The 24,076-nt window shown below is 38.4% G+C and carries 25 protein-coding genes, 1 tRNA gene and 2 pseudogenes; 14 read left to right on the top strand and 14 right to left on the bottom strand.

Going from position 1 to position 24,076, the window contains the following annotated elements; all coding sequences use genetic code 11:
• Positions 1–172: 172 nt before the first annotated feature.
• The 3 genes and pseudogenes from K1Y79_RS10210 to K1Y79_RS10200 all read right to left on the bottom strand — a co-directional run.
• Complete coding sequence (locus tag K1Y79_RS10210) at positions 173–1,201, bottom strand: hypothetical protein (protein WP_220249917.1); 1,029 nt, start codon at positions 1,199–1,201, stop codon at positions 173–175.
• A 373-nt stretch (positions 1,202–1,574) separates the two neighbouring features.
• Positions 1,575–1,997, bottom strand: a complete 423-nt coding sequence (locus tag K1Y79_RS10205; protein ID WP_220249916.1) for a hypothetical protein — start codon at positions 1,995–1,997, stop codon at positions 1,575–1,577.
• Positions 1,998–2,261: 264 nt separating this feature from the next.
• Positions 2,262–2,609, bottom strand: a pseudogene (locus K1Y79_RS10200) (transposase); the annotation flags it as partial.
• Positions 2,610–2,758: 149 nt separating this feature from the next.
• Between K1Y79_RS10200 and K1Y79_RS29520 the strand changes: the two are divergent.
• The gene (locus K1Y79_RS29520) at positions 2,759–2,989 is read left to right on the top strand and encodes a sensor histidine kinase (RefSeq protein WP_220249915.1); all 231 of its coding nucleotides are present in this window, start codon (positions 2,759–2,761) and stop codon (positions 2,987–2,989) included.
• A 182-nt stretch (positions 2,990–3,171) separates the two neighbouring features.
• Here the strand turns inward: K1Y79_RS29520 and K1Y79_RS29515 are convergent, their stop codons facing one another.
• Positions 3,172–3,327, bottom strand: coding sequence for a transposase (locus tag K1Y79_RS29515; protein ID WP_220249914.1), 156 nt, complete (start codon positions 3,325–3,327; stop codon positions 3,172–3,174).
• Between the two features lie 246 nt (positions 3,328–3,573).
• Here K1Y79_RS29515 and K1Y79_RS10185 point away from each other — a divergent pair, with 246 nt between their 5' ends.
• From K1Y79_RS10185 to K1Y79_RS10180, 3 genes are all read left to right on the top strand, one after another.
• A complete protein-coding gene (locus tag K1Y79_RS10185) occupies positions 3,574–5,070 on the top strand; it encodes a Fic family protein (protein ID WP_220249913.1) in 1,497 nt (498 codons plus the stop codon).
• 19 nt (positions 5,071–5,089) lie between these two features.
• Entirely contained in the window at positions 5,090–5,374 is a 285-nt protein-coding gene (locus K1Y79_RS29510) for a DUF6933 domain-containing protein (protein WP_394370764.1), read from the top strand.
• 223 nt (positions 5,375–5,597) lie between these two features.
• A complete protein-coding gene (locus K1Y79_RS10180) occupies positions 5,598–5,990 on the top strand; it encodes a hypothetical protein (RefSeq protein WP_220249912.1) in 393 nt (130 codons plus the stop codon).
• Positions 5,991–6,307: 317 nt separating this feature from the next.
• Here the strand turns inward: K1Y79_RS10180 and K1Y79_RS10175 are convergent, their stop codons facing one another.
• From K1Y79_RS10175 to K1Y79_RS10140, 8 genes are all read right to left on the bottom strand, one after another.
• Positions 6,308–7,429, bottom strand: a complete 1,122-nt coding sequence (locus tag K1Y79_RS10175) for a DUF262 domain-containing protein (protein WP_220249911.1) — start codon at positions 7,427–7,429, stop codon at positions 6,308–6,310.
• On the bottom strand, positions 7,426–8,091 hold the full coding sequence (locus K1Y79_RS10170; protein WP_220249910.1) for a hypothetical protein: 666 nt from the start codon (positions 8,089–8,091) through the stop codon (positions 7,426–7,428). Before K1Y79_RS10170 ends, K1Y79_RS10175 begins: the two co-directional genes overlap by 4 nt.
• 79 nt (positions 8,092–8,170) lie before the next feature.
• Positions 8,171–9,559, bottom strand: coding sequence for a hypothetical protein (locus tag K1Y79_RS10165; protein WP_220249909.1), 1,389 nt, complete (start codon positions 9,557–9,559; stop codon positions 8,171–8,173).
• Positions 9,560–9,562: 3 nt separating this feature from the next.
• Positions 9,563–11,716, bottom strand: a complete 2,154-nt coding sequence (locus K1Y79_RS10160; protein WP_220249908.1) for an ATP-binding protein — start codon at positions 11,714–11,716, stop codon at positions 9,563–9,565.
• Positions 11,701–12,966 (bottom strand): DNA cytosine methyltransferase, encoded by a 1,266-nt coding sequence (locus tag K1Y79_RS10155; RefSeq protein ID WP_220249907.1) that lies wholly within the window; start codon positions 12,964–12,966, stop codon positions 11,701–11,703. Before K1Y79_RS10155 ends, K1Y79_RS10160 begins: the two co-directional genes overlap by 16 nt.
• On the bottom strand, positions 12,953–13,381 hold the full coding sequence (locus K1Y79_RS10150; protein WP_220249906.1) for a very short patch repair endonuclease: 429 nt from the start codon (positions 13,379–13,381) through the stop codon (positions 12,953–12,955). The genes K1Y79_RS10155 and K1Y79_RS10150 overlap by 14 nt, the downstream gene beginning before the upstream one ends.
• A gap of 7 nt (positions 13,382–13,388) precedes the next feature.
• Positions 13,389–13,601: a helix-turn-helix transcriptional regulator gene (locus tag K1Y79_RS10145; RefSeq protein WP_220249905.1), complete on the bottom strand. Its 213-nt coding sequence runs from the start codon at positions 13,599–13,601 to the stop codon at positions 13,389–13,391.
• 420 nt (positions 13,602–14,021) lie between these two features.
• Positions 14,022–14,204: a helix-turn-helix domain-containing protein gene (locus K1Y79_RS10140; RefSeq protein WP_220249904.1), complete on the bottom strand. Its 183-nt coding sequence runs from the start codon at positions 14,202–14,204 to the stop codon at positions 14,022–14,024.
• A gap of 539 nt (positions 14,205–14,743) precedes the next feature.
• Between K1Y79_RS10140 and K1Y79_RS10135 the strand changes: the two genes are divergently transcribed.
• The 5 genes and pseudogenes from K1Y79_RS10135 to K1Y79_RS29110 all read left to right on the top strand — a co-directional run.
• On the top strand, positions 14,744–15,685 hold the full coding sequence (locus tag K1Y79_RS10135; RefSeq protein ID WP_236059558.1) for an ATP-binding protein: 942 nt from the start codon (positions 14,744–14,746) through the stop codon (positions 15,683–15,685).
• A 143-nt stretch (positions 15,686–15,828) separates the two neighbouring features.
• Complete coding sequence (locus K1Y79_RS10130) at positions 15,829–16,248, top strand: response regulator (protein WP_220249903.1); 420 nt, start codon at positions 15,829–15,831, stop codon at positions 16,246–16,248.
• Complete coding sequence (locus tag K1Y79_RS10125) at positions 16,241–16,816, top strand: hypothetical protein (protein WP_220249902.1); 576 nt, start codon at positions 16,241–16,243, stop codon at positions 16,814–16,816. The genes K1Y79_RS10130 and K1Y79_RS10125 overlap by 8 nt, the downstream gene beginning before the upstream one ends.
• Before the next feature lie 748 nt (positions 16,817–17,564).
• Positions 17,565–17,822: a hypothetical protein gene (locus K1Y79_RS10120; RefSeq protein WP_220249901.1), complete on the top strand. Its 258-nt coding sequence runs from the start codon at positions 17,565–17,567 to the stop codon at positions 17,820–17,822.
• Positions 17,719–18,759, top strand: a pseudogene (locus K1Y79_RS29110) (recombinase family protein); the annotation flags it as partial. The gene K1Y79_RS10120 and the pseudogene K1Y79_RS29110, both read left to right, overlap by 104 nt.
• Positions 18,760–19,291: 532 nt before the next feature.
• On the opposite strand, the gene K1Y79_RS10110 reads toward K1Y79_RS29110, so the two are convergent.
• Positions 19,292–19,375, bottom strand: a tRNA-Leu gene (locus K1Y79_RS10110).
• A gap of 236 nt (positions 19,376–19,611) precedes the next feature.
• Here K1Y79_RS10110 and K1Y79_RS10105 point away from each other — a divergent pair.
• From K1Y79_RS10105 to K1Y79_RS10085, 5 genes are all read left to right on the top strand, one after another.
• Entirely contained in the window at positions 19,612–19,899 is a 288-nt protein-coding gene (locus K1Y79_RS10105; protein WP_220249900.1) for a hypothetical protein, read from the top strand.
• Between the two features lie 506 nt (positions 19,900–20,405).
• Complete coding sequence (locus K1Y79_RS10100) at positions 20,406–20,726, top strand: LytR/AlgR family response regulator transcription factor (RefSeq protein WP_220249899.1); 321 nt, start codon at positions 20,406–20,408, stop codon at positions 20,724–20,726.
• A 209-nt stretch (positions 20,727–20,935) separates the two neighbouring features.
• A complete protein-coding gene (locus K1Y79_RS10095; protein WP_220249898.1) occupies positions 20,936–21,505 on the top strand; it encodes a hypothetical protein in 570 nt (189 codons plus the stop codon).
• Between the two features lie 63 nt (positions 21,506–21,568).
• Positions 21,569–21,946, top strand: coding sequence for a hypothetical protein (locus K1Y79_RS10090; protein WP_220249897.1), 378 nt, complete (start codon positions 21,569–21,571; stop codon positions 21,944–21,946).
• A 204-nt stretch (positions 21,947–22,150) separates the two neighbouring features.
• On the top strand, positions 22,151–22,906 hold the full coding sequence (locus tag K1Y79_RS10085) for a transporter (protein WP_220249896.1): 756 nt from the start codon (positions 22,151–22,153) through the stop codon (positions 22,904–22,906).
• Between the two features lie 84 nt (positions 22,907–22,990).
• Here the strand turns inward: K1Y79_RS10085 and K1Y79_RS10080 are convergent, their stop codons facing one another.
• The gene (locus K1Y79_RS10080) at positions 22,991–24,061 is read right to left on the bottom strand and encodes a pectinesterase family protein (RefSeq protein WP_220249895.1); all 1,071 of its coding nucleotides are present in this window, start codon (positions 24,059–24,061) and stop codon (positions 22,991–22,993) included.
• Between the last annotated feature and the right edge of the window lie 15 nt (positions 24,062–24,076).

Below are 24,076 nucleotides of genomic sequence, written 5' to 3'. Positions count from 1 at the left end.
GCAATTGGACTCTTAATACTAGCCGTCACATAGCAAAAGGGATATTAATTTACTAATTATCAATGCTATTTGGTTTCGAGAATACTCTACTACTGGGCGCAGTAGCGGTAGAGATTCGATTGCACTGTGTAAAGTCCGTGGGGATGAAATCTTCCCCTAAGCAGTAACGTTTTTAACTATAGTATTCCATTATCTTACTCCGGGAAAAACGAGACAATCTTCTAGGCTTTCTAGGTATCTGCTTTAATAACCTTCTCAGGGTATGCTGATTGTGCGTCATCGGAATGTACTCGAGATATTCAGTATGACGATCGTTCTCAAAATAGTTGCCCGTCAGGATACAATTATAAGTAAGACTACCTGCTTTCCAACGATAAAGAAGAATAGAACGGTATGTTTTGATTCTGTAAGTACTTCGCGTACCAATTAGCTGCATACCAATGAATGGCTGGATAGTTGCCGGCAGTGTCAACGTAACCGGGGAATGTGGGTCATGGGGATCGTACAAGCTAGCCGGAGCATATTTCTCTGGAGTCCTGGCCATCACAAAGTCCCGACATAACTCCCTGATACCCTCAGCTGTCCCTGTGAGGCCTCTGGTTGCAGCATGAAGTGTAGCGGCGTTGTCTGGGGCCCGCGCCAGTAACTTCTGGAAAGGATGATGAAATCGGTCAAACCAATTGGTATCTTTCCCTAGAGAAAAAATGTCGTTCATAATAGTGACATACTCGTTCCTGTCATTATCAGAGGTGTCCAGGATGCGCTCAAACAAGGTTTGCGCATAATAGTTGCGCTCTGGATCCTGTACGCGGCTGAAAAAGTCAGTAAGGTAGAATAACATGAACTTATCTCTGGTAAATGAGATGTATAATCCATTCGAGCTTATGGATAGATCAAGTACTTCAAGCAATTCAAGATGATCATTTGCTGCAGCCTGTTGCATGTCTTCGAAGAAGGCAACCTTTCTCTCTGCATAAGGCAACTGTACCAGCATCTGGTTGTATTTACTTTTCAGCGCATCCCAAAGGTCCTGCATCTTTTTCTCCAGCTTTTGCCTGTTGCTTTCAAATTCCGGCGAGCGACCTGTATCATCAAACGCACTCCATAGCCGTGCAAATTCTAAACGGATTTTTTTATACTCTTGAAGTAGGTCCTCGTCAATGCGGGATTTCCTTCTCAGTTTATTAAAGGTATAGTCCATAGGTTATTGTTATAAAGATTATAAACATAGTGAAATTTTAATACATGTATGACTGCGCTTGGGGTTCCTTACAGGTATCAAACCTGCTATGAATTGATAAATAAAGTGTTAAGATGGTAAGGGATAATATGCAAAACGTCATAGGAGCGGGATTTGACGTTTTAGTGCCCAGTAGCGGATATTTACGAACCGCCTATACTTGATTATCAGTAAATTACTTTCCTCGTTTTAACTATTTTAAAGACAAAGCTGACTATAACAATGATGTAAACATCCTAACGTATACTGACAGTGCGTTCGATAGGAGTTTCCCTTACTGGTTTAACTCTCATCCAACCTTTATCGTTATATTCACGTTCTCTTTGAAACCCTTTCAGCTGCAGCGTTTCATTATCAATCCAGCGAATAATCTCTTCGTCATTGTCCAGAAGGTCAATTCCTTAACTTCCCGTAATGGCAGTATCATGGGGTTTGTAAAGTTAAATATTTTCATAAAGAATGGCCCACCCCAGATACAGCCTATTGTGGCTAATAGTTTTCCGTTAGGTGACAGATGGAAATTCGTCCAGATGTAACCGTCCATCTTGGGAGAATAGCTTGCCATCTTTTTATTAGTCAGATTGATGACGGTTTGCCCTCCAAACAGATTTTCTGCGCAGACCATGTATTCTGTATTGTTTGTTTCCAGCCAAGAGTAAAGGATCCTGTCTTCATTAACCAGGAAGTCAAATATTTTTTCATTGGTTGATTGCAGGTAAATCTGAGCTCTTGTTATGGCATATTTCTGATCGTACAACTCGTTTGCTTATAATCTGAAATTCCCTGATGGAGAGATAAACGTTTCACCATCGACTTCCTTTATTCTTTGATCAAAAATTTCTTTAAGACCAGCTCTTATTTCTTCAATATAATTCATGCTGGATAATACTTCGGCTAAGTTAGTCTAAATCCGTATTTGTGCATGAGTGGTATTTGTATGTGAAAGAGTTGTTTGATATAATAACATTTCAGGAATCGAACTTGTTATAGGGGATCAAGTTGAAGACTTGGGGGATCGTTATTAAGCATACAGTTTAACGAGCCTAAAAAGTAAGAAGTTAATATCTCTTATCCCTCTCATAGCGTTTCTAAATGATTTTACCTTCGCATTAAATGATTCTGCCGCCGCATTGGTGGCTCGGTTGTTAAAGAAGTTCAGGATATCCAGGTAATGATTTTGTACACTCCTGAACAAGGTTTTGAAGGATTGTATTCCTGAGGCGTCTACCTCATTGTACCATAATGCGAGTCTTTTAAAGGCTTGTTCTTTGCTAGTGCATATTCTGAACACATCTCCTAAGCCCAACGATAGTTGATAGGCTTTTGGGATAATAGGATATCTGGTAAATAATACTTCTGCCCGTTGCTGCTGCTCTCTGGTCTATAATGGTCTGCGTTTGATGCATAGGGCAACCCGAACGGTCAAATTAAGAGTAAAAGCTGCCAGCGTTAATCAGCGAACGGTTAGAAGACATCAAACGAACAGCAAATCGCAGCTTTCATTTTGAAAAAAAAACCTTGCCGGCAATAAACGCAGACGCTGAACGACTTGGGCAAGTCATCACAAACCTGCTGTCAAATGCAATTAAATACTCTCCCCAAAACAGCGATATCCGTATCGCGACCGAAGTTGTCGATAAACATATCCAAGTAAGCGTCAGTGACGAAGGATATGGAATCGCAGAAAGCGATCAGGAAAAGATATTTGACAGGTATTATCGAGTAACGACAAACAACATGAACACTTAACCTGGTATGGGCCTGGGATTATACATTACCACGCAAATTGTTCAACGCCATAGTGGGAGGATTTGAGTAGAAAGCGTGCTTGGCAAAGGCTCGACATTCGTCTTCACTATTCCCTATCAATGATAAACAGAAAACTGCCCAACCCATCTGCATTAACTTGACGATCTACGACTAAAACTTTATTATAACACTCCGTTGTGGAAATTCTTAATTGCACGAAAATGTGGGCGATTATAAGCTGCCAACCACATGAATGTAATATCTTGCCGTAACGCTTTTGCTATGCAACGTCTAGTGTAGATTTTAACCGCGTAAGCATAGAGAAGTATCTTAATCATCATTCGCCCTCTTCCTGCAAAGAAAAGGGCCGACCTTTTTGGTCAGCTCCATTTTAAGTACCACCAACCGGAGCCTTCTCTAATCAAATGTGTTTGATAATTAGTGAATTAGTTGCGGATCGATAAATCATTATCCACATTTTCTGCTAAAATTAGCCATCCGGTATCATAATTGTTTTACTGTATTTTTTGTTTATTATAATCATTTTACAGTGCTAAGTATTAAATTTACTGTAAACATGACTTATGAATTATAAACCTGCCGGTGCTCAATGGTTAAAGGAAAAGTTTAATATTTCAGGATATGTATTGACTCATTGCTCCTATATTGGAAGTAAGGATTCAATAGAAATTACCAATAAAGGCAATATTGAGCAGGTGTATAGTCGGAAGTATGCCCCCAATGACGACATGCCGATGTCCCATCTGGAATTTTCATTGAAATATGATGATTTGAATCTTGCTTTTCTGAAGCAGATATTTGATAATATTTTGGTTGAGGAGGTTGAAAGATTTATTGAGTTATCCCCCTCTGGTAAGTATTCAAGGAAAATAGGTTTCTTATTTGAATTTTTAACTGGTAAACAGTTAATGATCAGAAAGCCTATAAGTGGAAATTATGTAGATTTATTGGAAGATGAGAGATACATCACTGGCGATATCTTTAAGAATACACGGTGGCGGATTAATGATAATCTCTTGGGAACTGCTTCTTATTGTCCTATAATAAGAAAAACTAATAAACTCAAAGAGTTGCTAAGACAAGATATTGTCGCAAGCATAGAACAATTAAAGATTGAATTCTCTGCCGCAGTTTTTCACAGAGCTATTAATTACCTATACAATAAGGAAACCAAATCCTCCTATGAAATAGAGAAAGAGCATCCAACGCCTGATAGAATGGAAAAGTTTGTGGCTTTACTTACACAAGCAGGAACAGAGGACGTAGGTGAAATGCTTGACGAGCAGAGATTGACGCAATTACAAAATGCTATTGTAGATAGTCGATTTGCTGCAGATGGATTCAGGAATTTCCAAAACTATATAGGACAGTCTCTACCCGGGTATCTTGATATGGTTCATTATATATGTCCTCCGCCCGTTTTTGTTAAGTCTTTGATGAAGGGGCTGGCAGAGGTTTCCAGTAAAACTATTAGTGTGCCTTCTGAAATCAGAGCAGCTGTTATTTCATTTGGATTTGTTTTTATTCACCCATTCGAAGACGGAAATGGAAGGATACATCGGTTTTTGATTCATGATATATTGGTCCGGGATGGAGTAGTACCTAATGGTCTTATTATACCTGTATCTGCCCATATGTTAAACAACATACGAGATTATGATGCTATACTTGAGCGTTATTCAAAGCCATTAATGCAGCTGATAAAATATACTAAAAACGAAGCAGGGGGCATTGAGGTACTGAATTCAGAAAAGGTTGACGCTTATTTTCGCTTTCCTGATTTAACTGAGCAGTGTATTTATTTGGTGGAGACTATCCATGCAACCTTAAAAAAAGACATGCCGGAAGAACTATTGTTCATACAACGATATGATGAGGTAAAGAGGGCATTACAGGATGTCGTAGACATGCCTGATCGAAATATAAATTTGATGATTATGTTTTTACATCAAAATAAAGGCGTTTTTCCCAAGCGAAGGAGAGAACAATTTTCTAAATTATCAGATGAGGAAATCGAAATGATGCAGTCCGAATATCGAAAAATATTCGAATTGGAGTAATCAACATAAAAGGAATAGAATGTCTATCATCATCCATGCAGTACAGAAGTTGCTGAATACATCAAGACTAGAAGCTGTGCAATATATATCTGAGCCTGATCAAGGGCAGCTTTTGCATAGCTGGTATGCAAGGCTGATAAGGACTGGATTTTCAGGTAAGCTTTTGGTAATGTACGTACATGAGCCATCATTGTTATTGGTTATTTGTAAAGGGAAGACAATAGGAAAGACCTGGAATGAATTTGTAAGACGACTACCTGCTTTAATGCAACGAATAGGATTCTCTGAGCATCTGATTCACTAGAGAGAGGAAAAAGTTCCCCGGGAGCAGGAGTCGAAGGATCTGTTTATGAAGCCGCTCATAAAGCCGCTGTTCCTAAATCCGGGGCTATATATATGGATATGCAAGATGCAAATGGGAAAAGTATAGGGAAGGCGGTTCCAGGCGGAAGGACGATATACTTTAATAGGATGAAGGGTAAAGAAGATAATGTAATATATATTCATCAACAAAACCAATAATCATTATGAAATCATTCTTTAGTATAATATTAGTTTTAACTTTCGTCTCCATAGGATTCTGCCAGTCTTCATCTTCTTCTCCTTTAGATCAGACGCCTCTTTATAAAATACATCGTATCGATTCAGTTGAGTCTGTATACCTTATATATGCTCAACGAGATGGTCAGATCATGAAGATTGCCTCAGTTAAAGACAGCTTAAGTATTGGTGAGACTATTGTGCTAGGTAAGTATTACAAGCTACGGCTATCTTCATATTTAGATGAATCGAAAGTGGCAGGTAAATTACATATACATGGAATAATGATTAATGAGGTACTCATAGAATTAGAAGGAGGCAAAGTCACATGGGATTTATTCTCATGCATTAATCTTAAAGGTTTATCTATTAATGATTAAATAATCATCTAACTTTTGCATTAAGTTAAGTTGTTGCTTTGACAACACAAATCCCTCAAGAATTTAACTTGATCCGTTTTCAACTTGATCCCTTTAAGCCTGTGAAAAATTGACAAGCATAAATTAAAAATAGCTCTGTAATCAATCGATTACAGAGCCATTACGTGCCCAGTAGCGGAACATTTACGAACCACCTATGCCTGATTATCAGCAAATTAATTTCTTCTTTTTAACTATTTTAAAGACAAGGTAGACTATAACAATGATTTAAAATGGGTATGTAAAATGAACTGTGTCGTTTTTGAGATAGTGACAATTTACCGCTTCAAACATTCAGTAATAAGGGTTCTAATTAGATTTCCTCTGTATTCACGAGCTGTTTTATCATTTATTCCCTCTTTAGCATTTTCAAAGTATCTAATTCTATCTTGGGAGATTTGCGGTTGTTTGTTTTCACTAAGGTCAAGTATATATTGATTATTGTCAACTTCTAAAAGATGAAGCTCGCTTCTAAACTTTTCCATTTCAATAAAATCAGTTTCATACTTGAACAATTCTACTATTAACGTGAAAATATTGGCTTTGTTATACCAATATGAACTAGATGTAAACTGCATTGACTGTATAAATAGTATCGTTTTAATTAATCTTACTTCAATTTCGGGTGCTTGAATAAACTCATCGAAATATGTTTCTACGTAATGTTGAACTCTCGAATTTCGTTGAAAATATTGTTCATCACATAATGTTGCAATCAATGTCATAATGAACTGAAGTGATAACATTCGATTTATATCATTTTCAGAAAAAATTGTATTTGAATGGAAAAAATTAAGGAAAGTTTGTCTGTTGCCTACATCGATTTTATATGAGACTAATTCCATATCTAGTCCATCTATGTCTTTCTCGATAATTTGTTTTGAGAAACAAATAAATTCGCTATCTCCCCACTCCGCATTCTTTATCTCTGTTGTATTTAGTGAATACTCGGTACTATTTATTCTTCGGAAGATTTCACCCACTTGATCTCTGTCGATATTTTTCAAATATCTTACGGATACTTCGTAGTTCAAGAAACTTTCTTTTGTATCGCGATCTAAATGGGCAAACTTAATAACGGGGGTACGATCTTGACTAAAATCTCCTTTTCCATCAATATAATCAACGATTGTATTTAAGCGTTGTTGGCCATCTACAACATTGTCAACAATTGTCATTTGTTCAGTATCTAATTCGCCCTGTGAAATATAGATTTCGGGAAATGGATAATTGCTTAAAATTGTGTCAATAAAATTAAATTTATGTTGTTTGCGCCATACAAGTTTTCGTTGAAATCTTGGAGAAGTTTGAAGTTCATTTCTTTTAATTTTATTGTAAAGCTCAATAATCTTCTGATTATTCGCCGGGATGCTAAATTGTAGTTTATTTATAGTTGTCATATTACAGTTGTTTCAACCTTAAGAGATAAGGATTTAATGTTTTCTATGTGATAATGCTTAAAATAATACCAATCCTGATATATACCCAGCCCGGCTTTTCTTTTAAACTGATGAAATAAATCACGTTTCAATTCTGTATAGGAGTTTTTTATGCAGAACTCATATCCGTCTGGTTTCATATCTGGACGAAACCACCCTTTTGAGAAATATTCGCAATACTTATAATGAAGTGGTATTTGCGAGTAGACACTATTATATTCGTTCCTAGTCCATTTATTTTTAAATCCATTTGTAAATTCATGTATTCCACGACCAATTTTTTCAAAAAGAGGACCCGAGATTACCGCAATATCCAAGTCTGATTTGTCTCGTATTATCTTCGATTTCTCATACCGTGAATCAAATAATGACCATAGATGGTTGGGATTAAGACTAAACCCCATTTTTCCAGATCCAACGAATATTACTTCATGGAGGTGAACACCAAGATAATTAGCAATAAGGGACTTTATTTTATATTCCTTTTCAATATCCTTAATAACATATTCGAAGAAGTAAGTATGTCCATCTACAACATACTTTTGAAACAATTCTTCGGGTGTTAAAATCCAACTTTGTATGTCCCGCTTAAATGCATCAATTTTATTGTTGACTTCCTTCATAAGATAACGAAATGGGAATAAACTTGCTCTTTTCTATTGAAATCTTTTTTGAAATTCGAGGGATTTTACTCAGACAATACTAATCCTCATCGATAAATAAAACTCCCTGTCTATTTACATGACGAGCTAGTTTAGATTGTACTTCGGACAACAATTCATGTCTAACTCTAAATAGTGGAGACAGCCCTTTAAATCCCTCTGGGCCCAACGATGTGAAAAAATACCTGAAGTGGAGTACAATAGCATAAACTTCATTATTATATTTAAATCTAGGGGAAATAAATATAGCCTCGGATCGTTGGTCAATATATTTGAGAAGATCTCCCTTGAGCAAAAATCCTTTAACTACACGAATATTATAATATTTCCCTTGAACATAGTCGCAAAGTGGAGTAACTACGAAATATATTTTTTTCCAAGATTTACGAATCTCTTTCCGCATGTCTTGGACGGATTTTTTAACTATTTTTTCTATTTCATCTTCTTCCTTCCCCGAAGCTTGAGCATTTTCTTTCGCAGCACTCTCTATATTTGTTCGGTTTAGTGTATTGTTTAGTAATTCATTGAATACATTGTCACTTCTTGTATTTATGTCTTCGGTCACAGCACCAGAATAGGCCATATAGGTTATATCATCTGACAAGAGAATTTTTTTATTTACAGAGTAAATATTTTCTTTATCTACCAGCTTATTATCGTATACAACTTCAACGGCATTGGGATAGTTGAAATTATTAATCGTGTATTCAAGTGTGTCGTAGAATAGATTATTAAAAGCCTGAAACGAGCTTTTGATCTTTTGTTCGGCTGAAAAATTTTTATAGGAATTTTTACCAGTATAGCTTAACCCCAATTTATCAATTAAAAATCCTGCGTTATCTGACCAGCTTTCAGGAGTATGGCAAGATTTGAATATCTCCTGCAAGGTTTTATCAGTCGCGCAGTGTACATGATTTTCCCAATTTAACAGGTAGTTATAAGATGGTAGCTTTCCTAGAAGTTCAAAAATTTCAGAGAATAGAGTAGTAAGTTTTTCATCAAATTCATCAGTTTTTGACCCATCAAGGTTAAAAAAATCAAGCTTATTCTGAGAGAGATATGCAATTGGCTTACGATCGGATAGGTTTTGGTCGAACATATCTTCAACCATTTTTTTCAACTCATTCTCAGTCCTACTCCAGTAGACAACCACATATGGATAGTTCGAAGGAGAGATCACCCTTTTAAGTACCGGAATAAGCCGACCTCTTAAGACTTTTTCTTCTCTTACCTGGTCATCAATTAGGTTAATATCAAGAAAAAGAATTCTAATGTCATTTGAGATATCGTTTTGGTCGGGGAGGAATTGTACTTCTCCGGAATAATAAGAATAAGGGTATCTTTTTTGGGAAAGTACGTTCATTAGTGGAATTGCTTGTTCTATTTTGTCATCAATTATTGCAATTCTTCCATTCAGAGGTAAGTTCATTATTTATTTTTTTAATGCAAATGCTATGACTGCGCCATTTTTAAATTCTTCTGGTAATTCAAAGTCGCCTAATTCCGGAAACAATAATTTCCCTTCTTGGGCCTGTAATATTTCGTTAGTAATGTGCAATCCTAATCCAATTCCGCCAGGTTTGGCGGAGACAAATGGTTCAGTAAGTCCATCAGTGGGTATAAGGAAGCCTACGCCATTATCTGCGAAAAGAATATAAACGAAATTTTCGTCTTCTATGATGTCGATATATATTTTTTGAGTATAGTCATACCCGTTTTCTAACGCTTGAATTCGTTTTTGTTGAAGCCAAAATATAGAATTATCAATTATATTCATGATACTTCCAACGAGTAGATTTTTTGCAATTTTGACCTTGGACTGTCCTTTATAGGCACTGAAGTGTTTGATAACTTCGATATTATGGGAAGATAATCTGTATTCTGTATTAAAAAGTGCTTGATCAATAACCTGTTTAATATTTTCTGTAGTTCTGTCAGACCGCCTGATAATCTCCGCATAACCGTCTACAAGGGACGACAAGTGCTCAATTAATTTCAAAACGCGAGGAGAACCTTTCTCGATTTTGAGGACTTTTCCTATTTCAAAGATAATTTTCTCAACCTCATGTACAACCACAGACATACTTAAACCAGCTCCTGCAGCTTTGAGAAGATTTTCAGTAACTCTTTTATAGTCAACTTCTATTTTTTGAAGATATTTGATTAGTTGAGATTTAACTTCCTGATCTTTGACCTTTTCCTGAACATATTTTTGGGCCTCGGCAAGAAGATGCATCACAGGCTCTGATTTTGCTGTAGGTCCGTAAGCAATTTTTAGCTTCTTTTTATCCTCTAGACGAAGGGTTTCTACTAATTCTAAAGAATGAAGAATTGAAGCCTTAAAAGTTTTATACGCATCATTATCGACAAAGCCTTCTCTGTTTGTTTTTTCTTCGAGATCTGTACTGTCTTTTCTTTTTAGGTACACTGCACCAAGTATCAGATTATTACTTATTGCTTTTGTGGGTTGTTGAAATCGGCGAAAATCTAACCCTAACCAATCATTTTCAGGTTCGCCATAGTCGTATACCCTCAAACCATCTCTAAAGACTTTTATTCCGCCATTGTTTTTCAGATATTCCTTGAACCCTTTTTTATCTGATACACCGAGCTTTAAAACAAAGCTGTCTAAGTCAAATACGTAGCCCTCAAAAACTACAGTTCCAATTTTGAAGTCAGACAAAGAAAAATACTGAGTTACATTTTTTTCATCTCTGAATGATAACTTTTTAAAAGTTTCCACAAGGGGATCAGATTCATCTACTTCCCTTGGAAATAGTTTTGTCATAGTTGCCCATGGTGTAAATTGGTATTCCAGTTTCTCGATTGAATTTTCTGATAAAGTAATCTTAAACCTAAAAAGTGCATAATGCTGAATGTCTTCCCATTTTAATAGTCCTTCAAACCAACCATGCTTATTTGATATCTCAAAAGTTGGCTTAAATGAGCCTATTTGTTCAAATGGGGATGCGAGCGCAGTAATGGACCTTTTTACTTCGCGAGCTATACCTCTTTCCCATTTTTTTTTAAGTTTTTTAATAACTATGTCGGTACCAGTTTTCCCATTTTTGAATATGAGTGGAGCTTCTCGTTCAATAATTTTTATAGGAACCTGTTCAAGATATTTATATTTATTTAGCTCTCTCCAATCAATGTTTACATAGACCTCTTTCCCGTTTTTAGTCTTTGTCGTCATTTCTATAACATTCCCTAATTTATGTACGCCGAATCTTCCGATTCCCTTTTCTCCAATAGGAAGACGTTTGTATTTGGGAGATACTTCTAGATTCCGAATTTTCTGCGATTTGAAATCACTTCCTGGCTCGAGCCAAACGTTCTCAACCGTCTCTGCTGTCATGCCATAACCATCATCCTTAATGGTTATTGTGGCAGTGTCAGGGTCGTCTGGATTACTCATGTTGATTGATACTGTATTGGCGTCCGCATCATATGAGTTTTTTACTAGCTCCACCAATGCAATACTTTCATTTTTTATCAACTGGTCTCCCAGTTGAGTCAGTAACCTTGCCCTCGGTTTAAATTTAGCCGGGATTTCTCTTTCTATTTTTACTAACTCAGCTGACATAAAATTTTTTTTATTATCAAAGCAATTTCGTAAGCCATTAAAGGTGGTACAGCATTACCTATCTGCTTAAATGCAGGCGTTCGATTTGCGGTTTCTTTGACACCTTCAAAATAATAGTCGTCAGGAAAGGATTGCAGTCTAGCTGCCTCTCGTATTGATATTGATCGATTTTGATCAATATCGGGATGTATATAATAGTGACCATCTTTAGCAATGTGAGCGACAACCGTTTGAGAATAAGGTTGGTCCGCCGCTACAACTTTGAATCTATCGGAAAAAGATTCACGATTTTGATGGGTTTTTAGCCGCTCAGGAAGATCATTATAGTTCAACCTCTGTTTAGAACCATTCCATTTATTTACAGCTATCCTATATATTTCTTTGTCTTGTTTAGTATGTGGTCTGGCGATGTGCTGTGTTAATACGTTGATTCCGTTCCTTATATGGCTTTGTTTTAGATATTCATTTGTTCTTGAATTATACTTTAGATATTTGTTAGAGGATTCACCTGCATATATTTTGGGTAAATCCGCTAATATATTGATTACTTTATAGTTGCTACTTTTCTTAATTTCTTCTATATCCGGAATAATGACTGGAAAATCACTTTTCCATCCAATAATTATAATTCTTCGCCTATTTTGTAATACTCCGAAATTGTTAGCTTCGACTGTGAATAGCTTCATGTTATATCCTTTTTCAAGAAAAAGTTTTTCCATGTTTCTTAAGTAGATGCCCCCGCCAGCAGATTTCAGCCCAATAACATTCTCGAATACAAATATTGTTGGTTTAAAGCGCTCTAAAAAACTGGCATAATGTATATATAAGTAGTTTCGAGGATCGCCCTTCATACCGGTTTTTGAACGAGCTCGTCCGACTAATGAATAAGCTTGACATGGAGGGCCGCCAATAATTAGATCTACATGTCCTTTTTCAATCTTTTTCTCTATTTGATTTTGAATCTCATCATTAAATTCAGGACCTATTGGTAGGTTTATAATAGATTCTAAAATTGATGAAGGTATAATATCATAAAGGGTATTTCTCGTTATTTCGCCTTTTAAATATGCAATATAGTCGTCATGTTTGTTAATAGATCTTAAGTGATGATAGGCGGCACGTGTTCTTAAGGTAAAACAGGCAGCCGCATCCATTTCAACGTGTGCAATTGGTTCAAATCCAGCTCTAATAAAGCCTTCTGAAAGGCCGCCGGCACCGGCAAATAAATCAATATATTTAAACCCGTTCATTAGTAATTAATTCTTTCAACAAATTATTTAGCGTTTCTTCTTTTCTACTAGACTTTAGCTCACATTCCCAAATAGTCAACACACGCCATCCCATTTGATTTAGTAGTATGGATTTTTCAATGTCTCGATTGACATTCCCAATTATTTTCTCACGCCACCAATCGGTTCTTGTTTTAGGAATAACAGAGTAACGGCAATTAGTATGCGCGTGCCAGAAGCAACCATGAATGAATATAACTGTTTTATGTTTAGGAAAAACCAAATCAGGTTTGCCAGGTAGTCCTTTTGAGTGTAACCTATACCTAAACCCTTTGGAAAATAGAAATCTTCTAACCAGCATTTCAGGCTTTGTGTTTTTACCTTTAATCTGGCTCATGTTATGACTTCTCGTTTCTTTTGAATGTACGTCTGACAATGAAGCGTTATTTTTTTGAGGGTTCTAACAATTCCCTAATATCCACGTTAACTAAATCAGCAATCCTTTTTAAGATTTCTATGCTTGGTTGTGTATTGTTATTACAATAATTAGTCACAACAACATAACTCTTTCCAATATTTTCTGCGAGCCATGTCTGAGTTCTCCCCTGTTGCTTTAATACCTCTTTTATTCTATTTAATTTGCTTTTATCGGTCATCTGCTATGTAATGCGCGTTCACAAGATATTTTAGCAAATATATAATATTAGACGATAATTAAAGATATTGTAATATAATATATTTTGTCTGTCACCGATATTCAGTTTAATCCCTTTTGCATGAGAATTAATCTGAAATTCCAATTTCAAAAATCAATTTTTTCAATTAAGCAAAGCAAATGACAGCATTCGATCTGAGAAGTCGACAGATAGCTTAACGTTAGCAGACAAAGATTTGATTATTCAGGATATATTTGGATAGAGCGTTTATCTCGTAGAAAAGTAGGGCTAAGTTCAGAAAGATTTGCGATTAATAAAACCAGCTTATTGTCGGTATTTCCCATTTTATGGAATGGTGATAAAATAAATTTATTCGTTGCACCTGACTATTAGTATGTTAAGGAAGTAATACTAATCTATTTAAAGAGGTATATCTGGTAGAAAATCCTTAATTGAACACTTTAGGAACTTGGCAATAGAATTTAAGTGATTTAAATTGTATTTTTCTCTTCTTGCAGGTCTTTCAACAAGGCCAACAAATGCATCATTAAATCCCGCCCCTTGCGATAAGGTAAGCTGGCTAATACCGCGTTCCTCTCTCATCTCCTTTACTTTAGAAATCACGTATAGGTCGAGTTTAGTGAAGTTTCCTTGAGCTTTACTATCCACTTTTTGATGGCGAATAAAGATATTTATAAAATATTTTCCACAAGTACATGTACTTGTGATGTTTTTTATTATCTTAGAGTCAGAAAATATCAAACTGACATATGCAATACAATGTATACTTATCCAATATGGATACAGGATAGTTTTTTGTACATTTGCGATCTCAAAACTTATTGATTGAAGCTCGCTCTAACGTTATCCGGCACGAGGAAAGTCGAAATTCTACAGAATGCCAGATGATAAGGAGAGTGCTCACGTTATTGGCGTGGGCCTTCTTGTCTGCATTCTAGCCCTTCGACTGGCTCCTCGTGCGACAAGTTGTGCTTGCGCCTTTTTGTATTTAAAAAGGTCTCCACATCTTACGCCTATACATTTTTAAAATCATTAAACTTTAAGGGTTAATCTAATGAAACGGTAGCTGAGATATCCATTTCGGTCCAAGATCTTATTGTTTAAAGCTGTAAATCTTAAACATGAAGAAACAAATGACTTACTCGGAAAAGAGTGAGAGTAGCCAGTCATTGCTTACTAAAAGCGAAACCGAATATCCTTTACAGGTATTAAGTAAGGTTTTCATGAAGTATAGCTTGGAGTCTATTCTTCAGAGCATCAAGGGCGTTTTTACGGCCTCTTTCAATGTCGATCTTCAAAGAATAATCGAAGCGGGACATATTCTGGCGAGTTCTTCAGAGGAGCCTCGGACAGATAAAGAATGGACCAACTGCATATGCGCCAAGCTGTTGTTAGTGCTAATAGATATGATTGATGCTCAATTGGGCCTTGCTGAAGTTGCAATGAACAGGCTAATGGAAGAACACGAATTTCATCTATTTGCAACCAGGCCAGAGGTCGCCTGTCACATAAGCACATTTCGTCTGATTATGGCCCGGAGTAGACACTTATTACGAGATATTAATCACAAGGTCAAGTTTAGTGGAGGGGACTTCACCCTAAATCCCAATATTAGCAAGTTCAATCTGGCAATATTTGTTGATGAGGTGACAGCTCCATTCAAGCTATACGAAGATGTGACAGGTAGGGTGATTGAAATAAGGAACACAGTTGAATCAAGTCAGAACCTGCTGACTGATAAGGTTATGCTGGACATTATCATATCCAGTCTCATACATGTTGCATATGCCCACTCTAGAAAATCAACAAAGGTATTCATATTAGTCGAAGCGGCAAATGAACGGCTTTCATTTAGCGTCAAAAGTGAAGGAAAGCAAATGTCCAACGCCGAGGTTGACAACCTATTTAAACCGCTTAATGGTTCGGTAACACTAGCCAATAATTGGGGAGCGAACTTATATATGGCTAAGAAATGTATTGACATATTAGGTGGCGTGATACGAGTACTTAGTGAGAAATATGAAACAGTTATCCAGGCCAGCCTGCCATGCCTTTTGAGATAGTCGCGACTGTAATTCATACTTGGTGCGCTTGATTGATTAAATGTGCCGCTGAAGTAGAACTTAGTATCGGCTAAACACAAACCATTGATTAATAATTCCTCGGCATTATCTCTTAATACAGTTCGAGGAATAAAAATCCCAATATGATCCCTGTACGAGCTAGAAAGAAGCTATCAATTTGTTTGGTTGATGAAGACCGATTAGGCAGGTGGAATTTGGCTAATGTTCTAGACAATATGGACACCTATATACCAATCGTATGTTCCAATTTCTATGAATTGATAGACGAGTATGTATGTTATACGCTAAAAGGACTTCCCAATTTTATTATTTCAGAATGGTACAAAGAATTTGTTGATCCTGATTTCCTGAACATTTTCAGTGGTAGTCCACTAGCTACAATTCCGATAATTATCCTCACGGATGCAAATAGGGCAGAATCAGTTAAACCACCACATGAGATGAACATCATTGGTACACTGGCCAAGCCTGTCTGTAGAAAAGATCTTAAAGAAATACTAACCAGTTACCTAAAACATAAAAACGCAGAAGAAAATGACTGAAATAAAAAGCTATTCTAACAATTTTTTAAATGACCTAATGACTTCCCTGGAACATGCGCCAGATGAATTCACTAGCGCCATCTGTAAGGGCCTTCGATGGAGCAAAATAAGGTTAAAAACAAATATGGAGACTGATGCACCAGTGGAAATTGATTTAATGTCTTCCAAGGAGGCTGAACATGTTTTAAGAATATATCAGCATTCTATCGTCTTTCATTTACTACTGAAAAGATCACTCCACTGGAAGAAAAGACTGAACACTTCGCAAAAACCTATTCAAAATATGCTGAAGTTATCGGACACTCATTTCAATACTATGATAAGAGATTTAGTTTCCGCTTTGGAAAATGCACCAGCCTTATTCAAAGAATGTGTTTGTTCAAATTTAAAGTGGCAACCCAGTAAATTCGACTCGTATCGTTTGGCTCCCATAGCCAAGGATTATGACACATATACTGTTTTTAACAAAAAGCGGATTAGCATAATCATCCCAATTTATGAATCCGTTGTTATGTGCCAGATACATGATAGAGCGTTCAAATGGGATAAATACAATCTGACTCAGTAACACTTCCAAGCAGGTATTACAGTCAGATCTATGTTATGAAAAAATACCGATGCGAATGTTCGTGAATAATCCATAGCTGAAATAAACATAGGGTTTTATCTTGAAGGGAACACCGGTAATGGATTCTTCCTCCGCCGGTTTTTATTACCAACCATAAAAAATAACAATATCCATATGAGAAATTTACCTGAATGGCACGAGAAGCCATTGGAACTGACAGTTGAAGAAATTTCTGAACCGATGTCAGTTGTTTCAGATTTCTTTCATTCATATCCGTTACCGGAATTTAGGGAGTATCTGAGATCGCTTCTATTAATGGCATGTAGCGATCAAGATTGTAACGCTTCATTTAATATTATTCTGTGTGAGGACGTTATTCGATTAGTAGAGGCATGTAGTATAATCCTAAAACGGCGCTATGGGGAAGCGAAAGTGTAGAGATAGCCGATTGGCGTGTCTAGGTTCTACCGTTTTTCGACTCCTTTTAACTTATTCCGATCTTTTTCAACTAAAAGTCAAATGGATTTCAACTCGCGGTCAAATGGAAGTCAACTATTAGCCGACAAATTGTCGGCTCGTCTTGAAAGAGATTTACGACAGTTTAAATGATCCTGAATTTGGTTTACGACTGAATGACGGAAGATAATCTGAGCAAATTCGAACAAGTTTCTTACGAAATATGACATTTCGAGTAAAAGCGGGAGAGTAGATTTTTGGGTGGCTGTATATTGGTCTCTTATTGAATCATATGAAACATGAAGTCCAACGCCAGTTACCCGCCAAGCCCTCAATTGAGGAAGCAAAACAAATCCTCCAGGCAGATCAATACACTTATACAGACGAGGAAATTACCATAATAATTCACTTTATACATCGTCTGGCGGGTATTGATCTGAATATCTATGAACAGTCAAATCCACAAATCCATCACCTTAAAGGCTACTACAATGATTACTCAAAGAAAAGCATTTCTATATCCAAGAGTCAGCACAGACGAGCAGGTTGACGGTTATAGTTTGGCTCATCAGGAAGATGTATTAATACGTTATTGTGAGAAAGAGAATATCCAGGTAGTGGGTATTTATAGGGAAGACCATTCAGCAAAGACATTTGACAGACCAGAGTTCCAAAAGATGCTACATGTCATCAGCAAGAACAAGGGTATTGTTGACCTGATCCTGTTTTCTAAATGGGATCGCTTCTCCCGAAATGTCGCTGCTGCCTATGAAATGATTGGTAGACTGAAAAAGCTTTCTGTAGAACCTCAGTCCATCGAACAGCCTTTGGATATGGATATACCAGAAAGCAAGATCATGTTGGCCATCTACCTTACTACACCGGAGGTGGAGAATGACCGGCGAGCCTTAAATACACTTCATGGCATGCGGAGAGCAAAGAAAGAGGGGAGATACCTGGGCATTGCCCCGATTGGCTATAAGAATGGACGTGACGCTCAGAACAAGCCTTTCCTTATGCCTAACGAAAAGGCTGAGATAGTCCGCTGGGCATTCGAAGAGTTATCCAGAGGCATATGGGATATTGATACCCTGCGGCGTATGGCAAACAGAAAGGGGCTGAAAATTGGCCGAAGCCAGTTTTGGAGCCTTGTCCGTAACCCGGTTTATTGTGGGAAGGTTTTCATAGCTGCTTATAAGAATGAACCAGCCCATTGTGTAAAGGGCATCCATGAGCCTATCATCCCTGAAAGTCTATTTGACGATGTTCAGGACGTCCTAAAAGGCAAGAAGCGGAATGTCAGGGTGAATACCCTCACAGAAATTGACCAGCAATTACCCTTACGTGGCTTCCTAATCTGCCCTCGCTGTGGAAGACAATTAAGTGGAAGTGGATCAAAAGGGAATGGAGGTGTTTATTACTACTACCACTGCCAATCTGTAAACCTATGTAAGGAGCGTTTCCGAGCAGATACCGCTAACGAGGCATTTGTGAAGCAATTAGGTCAGATCGCGGTTAACGCGCCGATCATCGACTATTACTGCCAGATCATTAGCCAGTCATTAAAGAAGGATAACCAAGGGAAAGAGCAGGAGCTTAAAGAAACACAGTCAGAAATAGACAAGCTATATATAAGAATACAAAACGCCCGTTCTTTACGCCTGGACGATGAATTTACCGCAGAAGAATTTAAAGAAATTAAGACAGATCTGACCAAGAAGATAGAAGACTTGGAAAAGAAGAAGACGAAGCTATTGTCCACCAACGACAACTACCACGAATACCTTTCACAAGGCGGCGAAATCATGAAGAACATTGCCAATCGCTATATTACCGCTTCTCCAATCGGCAAAAAGCAAATCATTGGTTCGATCTTCGCAGAAAAGCTGATTTTTTCAGATAATAAATTTCGAACCACAACACCAAACATCATCCTCGAGCTAATAAGCAGGCCCAGAGCGGGCTCAGACGACTATAAAAAGCAAAAGGTCGGAGAATACTCCGACCTTTCCGCTTTAGTGCCCAGAACAGGAATCGAACCTGCATGCCTTTTCAAGCGCTGCGTCCTAAGCACAGTGTGTCTGCCAGTTTCACCATCTGGGCAACAAAAACTAATCAAACTAATTTAAGGTACCACAATTTTACATGCAAACAACTACCAGGAAAAATTTATCCGGTAATACACCAGGTAACTGATAACAGCAATTGCTCTATAAATCTACGTCCCACATCCTCCTGCTGCAATAAAATTTCATGCAATATTCATAGATACAACTCAAAGGTCTGAAATTGCGTAAAACCCGCAATCATCTCTGCTTTAATTTTATCCTCAAAAAACTATGGCAAAAACGAGTAATCCATTACTGAACGGTTATGGTGTTAGTAATGCAGTGACAAACAAGAAATTTATCATAAAGAAGTACAAATCCGGTACGGTTATCTGCAAGTATCCTGATATGAGCGGTGTAGTTCGATCGGGTGCGCAGCTGGATGAGCAATCGAGGTTTAAGGCGGCGGTGAAGTATGCAAAAAGTATCGTGAGTGATCCGGTATTGAAGGCGCAATATAAGCCGCGGCCGGGTAGTAGTGTCTATCACAGTGCCATCAAAGACTATTTAAATGGTTGAATCTTTATCATCTTACGTTAATCCTGCGATTTTGAACGAAGGATTAACGTAAGAGTAACGTAGCATGACGACAAAGTTCAATTCCGCCGGTGGTAGCAGAAAAATTTTTTGTCCGGAGTAGCTGAATTTGAAAAAATCAATGTAGAAATTTGCAGCGGTAAAAGCGAATATTGACGAGCATTTTCACCTGCTAAAACGGTTAAGGAATCGATATTGTTTTGAAGTACATCATGCAGCGAATTGATCTTCAGATGTTTTTTTTCATTAAAATTGTGTTGAATTTACGCTCCTGGACAGGAGCACATTTTGTAACCCATAAATAATAGCGCTATGTTTAGCCCAAATGCAAATGTTTTCCTGATGAAATCTTATTTGACCCTGCCTGTAACTCAATATATCCCTGCCAGCGTAACCTCCCTACGACTACTACTACGACTACGACTATGTCTCTCCACCATTTATTCCCGCTCTCAATCAAAATTGTTAAACTTTATTTTACTTATATTATGCGACACTATTTTCTCATCCTTTCGAAGGATGCACGCCGTGAGATGATATCAGACGAAGAAATTGTCTATGCCACCGTTAAAGATAAATACGTTCAGGCAAAGCTTCCTGACCAACGCACAGTAATCATACGCACCAGCTTGCAGAAATTTGAAACCTCCCTTCCTCCAAATGTATTTCTGCGTATTCACAAAAGCTATATCGTCCGAATCAACTTCATCAAGTATGTAAAGAACACCGTCATTATGAAAACGGGGGATGAACTGCCACTCAGCAAAGAGTTCAAGGACGACTTTCTCGATAATTTTTCCATCTTTTGACTATTGCCACACCATGATTTGGCGTCCTATGGACACGTTTTGGCGTCCTGTGGACATCGTTCAAATTTGAGCGCATAATCATCCTAATATTGTATCAGCAAACGTGATCAACAGGGCCGCGTCCAGGACAGTAGAGAGACGCCTGCAGTCCTACCTGGTGATCCCGATTGTGGGTACATCATATTTCTTCATCATTAAATTTAATCACAATGGCAATCGTTAAATATAATCCATTCATAGACGGTTTATCCGGTACAGTAGGTAAAAAGATCAACTTCCGTGTAAGAAAAGGTAAGACAATTGTAGCCGTAAAACGCGGACCAAACACAACGCCGCCAACGGAAGAGCAACAGGAAGTGCGTGAACAATTTATTAAAGCATCGTTGTTTGCGCAGAATGCAATAAAAGATCCTGTAACTAAGGCATTGTATCAGAAAGCAGCCAAAGGCGGACAAACCGCTTACAATGCTGCCTTCAGAGATGCAGTAAAACCACCGGTGATCGATAACATCGACACAGATGCATACAAAGGTGCAGTAGGCGATAAAATCTTGATTCGTGCAAGAGATGTGATCACGCCCCAGTCCGTAACAGTGGCCATCGTGTCTGAAGCCGGAGTGGTATTGGAACAAGGAGACGCTGTGTTAAATATCAACGACCGGCGTACATGGATCTATACTGCCACCGCTGCCAATGCCGCAGTCCCGAGAACAACCGTAATTGTTTCAGCGACTGATTTACCGGGTAATACCGCTGAGAAAGAGGTAACCATCCCGTAATAGGAACATCGCGTCCCGGGTTATACCGGGACGCTTTTATAAACCAGTTTAAATGAAAGCACGATGCGGATAGCCAAATACAGATTATTCAATAATCCTGGAATGGCCCAATTCGTCAAAGGAGTTGCAACGCGTGCCGGCAAGCGGAGCACCGCTGCAGCCAAGGCCCGGTTAAGTATCAATTTTGTCATTACCGATTACTACCGGGGCGCCATCAATGATGTGATCTATATGATCGTCAGGAATGCTGAAAGCGTTAAGGTCAGTATCCTGTGCGTCGATGGCAAATTGCTGGAGTCAGGTCCCGCCACGCGCAGCAGCAGTGGTCTGTGGAACTATCACGCAGTTATTCGTAACCCTGATTTTCCAGGTACTAAAGTGCTGATTCTGGCAACAGATAGCCACGGTAACCAGCAGGAATCAGTGGAGCCAGTTCTTTGACATATTGGGTAATAATTATCAGGACATAAGGTCCCGATATTCCATAAACTGACCGGAAAGGCAGTTTTCAATGGCAGGCCGGAGCGGTTTTCAGTAAGTATTACGCACTGACTAACTCCGGCCTCGCTATTGATTATTCACGATCATTAGTAGCGTCTGGCACACCGATTGATTACCAATGACGTTGATTAAATAACCAGATAGATGATTTCCTCCATTAAGACAACTATTTTTCAGGCGCTTATCCTCCTGTGTATAAGTACATTCGCCCGGGCGCAGGATAAGATTAATACCGACCGCCCGGACCAGACAGACGGTGCCACCGTCATCGATCCTAAAAGCATCCAGTTTGAGACAGAGTTTTATTATAATAAGTTCAGCACCGGAGAAAAAGCACTCATATCATCGTCCCTGTTACGTTACGGATTGACGAAAAAAGTAGAAGCAAGACTCCTTGTGGAACAAGGACAGGAAAGAGATCTGTTCATTTCTGAAACCACTCAGGGACAATATCCGCTGGCGCTCAGTACTAAAATAGCGGTACTCAAAGATAAGCGCAACCTACCCGACATAGCACTGATAGGTTACCTGCATTTGCCATTGACTTCACACAAGGGTAACTACGGCTATTGGTCGCCATCAGCAACACTCGTCATCGAAAAAGAATTTGATAAGTTAACGGCCACTGCTAACGGCACCTATAAACAGGAAGCATTTGAGAAAGAATGGATATGGCAGGTAAGCGGAGATCTGAAATATGAATTGTCAGAACGGATCTCCGTCTTTGGTGAATACTTTGCGCAATATGCACCCGGTGATAGTCCGCTACATAATGCTGATGGTGGCATACTATATCATATCACCCCGGATTGGGTAGTATATCTCGCCATGGGACATACACTGTTTACTAAAGAAAGTAATTATTTCGGTAACGCGGGACTCGCATTCCGGATTCATTAAAGACGAAGACACGCATATCAATGTATGAATGGCGTGTCTTCGTTTTCTTATATTGTTATTCCCGATTTTAACCTGGACACCTACCTAATTAACAGGTGCGCCTGTTTGGCTGATTACTACGCCAGGATCCCAGTTGTCAGTCGTAACCGGGTTTGTATACTTTGTCTTCAGGATGTTCTTCACTGTATATTGTTGTGCCTCGGCATCTGTCAGACGTTTGATCCAGGAAGGACGGGCATTGATATTCGATCCGTTGCCATTGTTGCGGTACTCGGAATACCTGGCAGTTGCTTCATTAGCAGCATTGCCCCAGTTATTCCAGCCTGCCGGTTTAATCACCGCGCTCATAGCCGTGTTCTGATAGCTCACAGCTGCGTAAGGTCTCCAGGGTCTGCCGAGATCTGTGGAAGCGCCGGAAGCACCTGAGATATTACACTTCAGGAAAACAAAACCATAAGGTACATAACTTTCCGTAGAGGCGGCTGTGATAGCTGAACCGCCATAGCTGTACAATTTACAGCTTTCAAAGACGGCAGTGGCGGGGCCAAAGATAAAGTCAGTCGTACCTTCCAGGTAACAGTTCCTGAGATATTGCCGGCAGTTGCCGCCATAATAAGTGTCTTGTCTGCCCAGGAAACGGCAATTGTTGAAAACAGCTTTGTCTCCCGAGATGTAGATCGCGAGGGCTTGCCCTACAGGACCAGACGAGTTTTCAAATGTAACATTCACCGCATAAAAACCTTCAGCTCTGATAAATGTACTGGAAGATCCACTGGTACCATAGGCAGCACCAGTGGCAGGATTGATCTTACTGGCATAGTTGTCATAGGTCAGTTTGACGCCATTTACGCTTTCTCCGATAACAGTGACATTCTTTTTGCCAGATTCCAGTGTCAACACTTCTTTATATACACCATTTTTGATGAAGATGACCGTGCGGGAACTGCTGTTGTTAGGCACTGCATTAAATGCCTGTTGTACAGAACTGTAATTGCCGGAACCGTCTTTGGCAACTACAATGTTGTAAGCAACTACTGCGGAGGGAGTTTGAGCAATTGTGCCACCTGCAGGTAATGCCTGATCGGCAGTAATGTCTGCTTTCGTGCAGGCAAAAAAGGTCAGCGCCAGTAAGGCGGATGTGATTGTGTTTTTCATATGTGGAATTTAAAA

It is taken from the genome of Chitinophaga rhizophila, assembly GCF_019492185.1.
GTDB lineage: Bacteria > Bacteroidota > Bacteroidia > Chitinophagales > Chitinophagaceae > Chitinophaga > Chitinophaga rhizophila.
The sequence above is the reverse complement of the archived record's forward strand: the minus strand, read 5'-3'. Positions and strand labels throughout refer to the sequence as shown.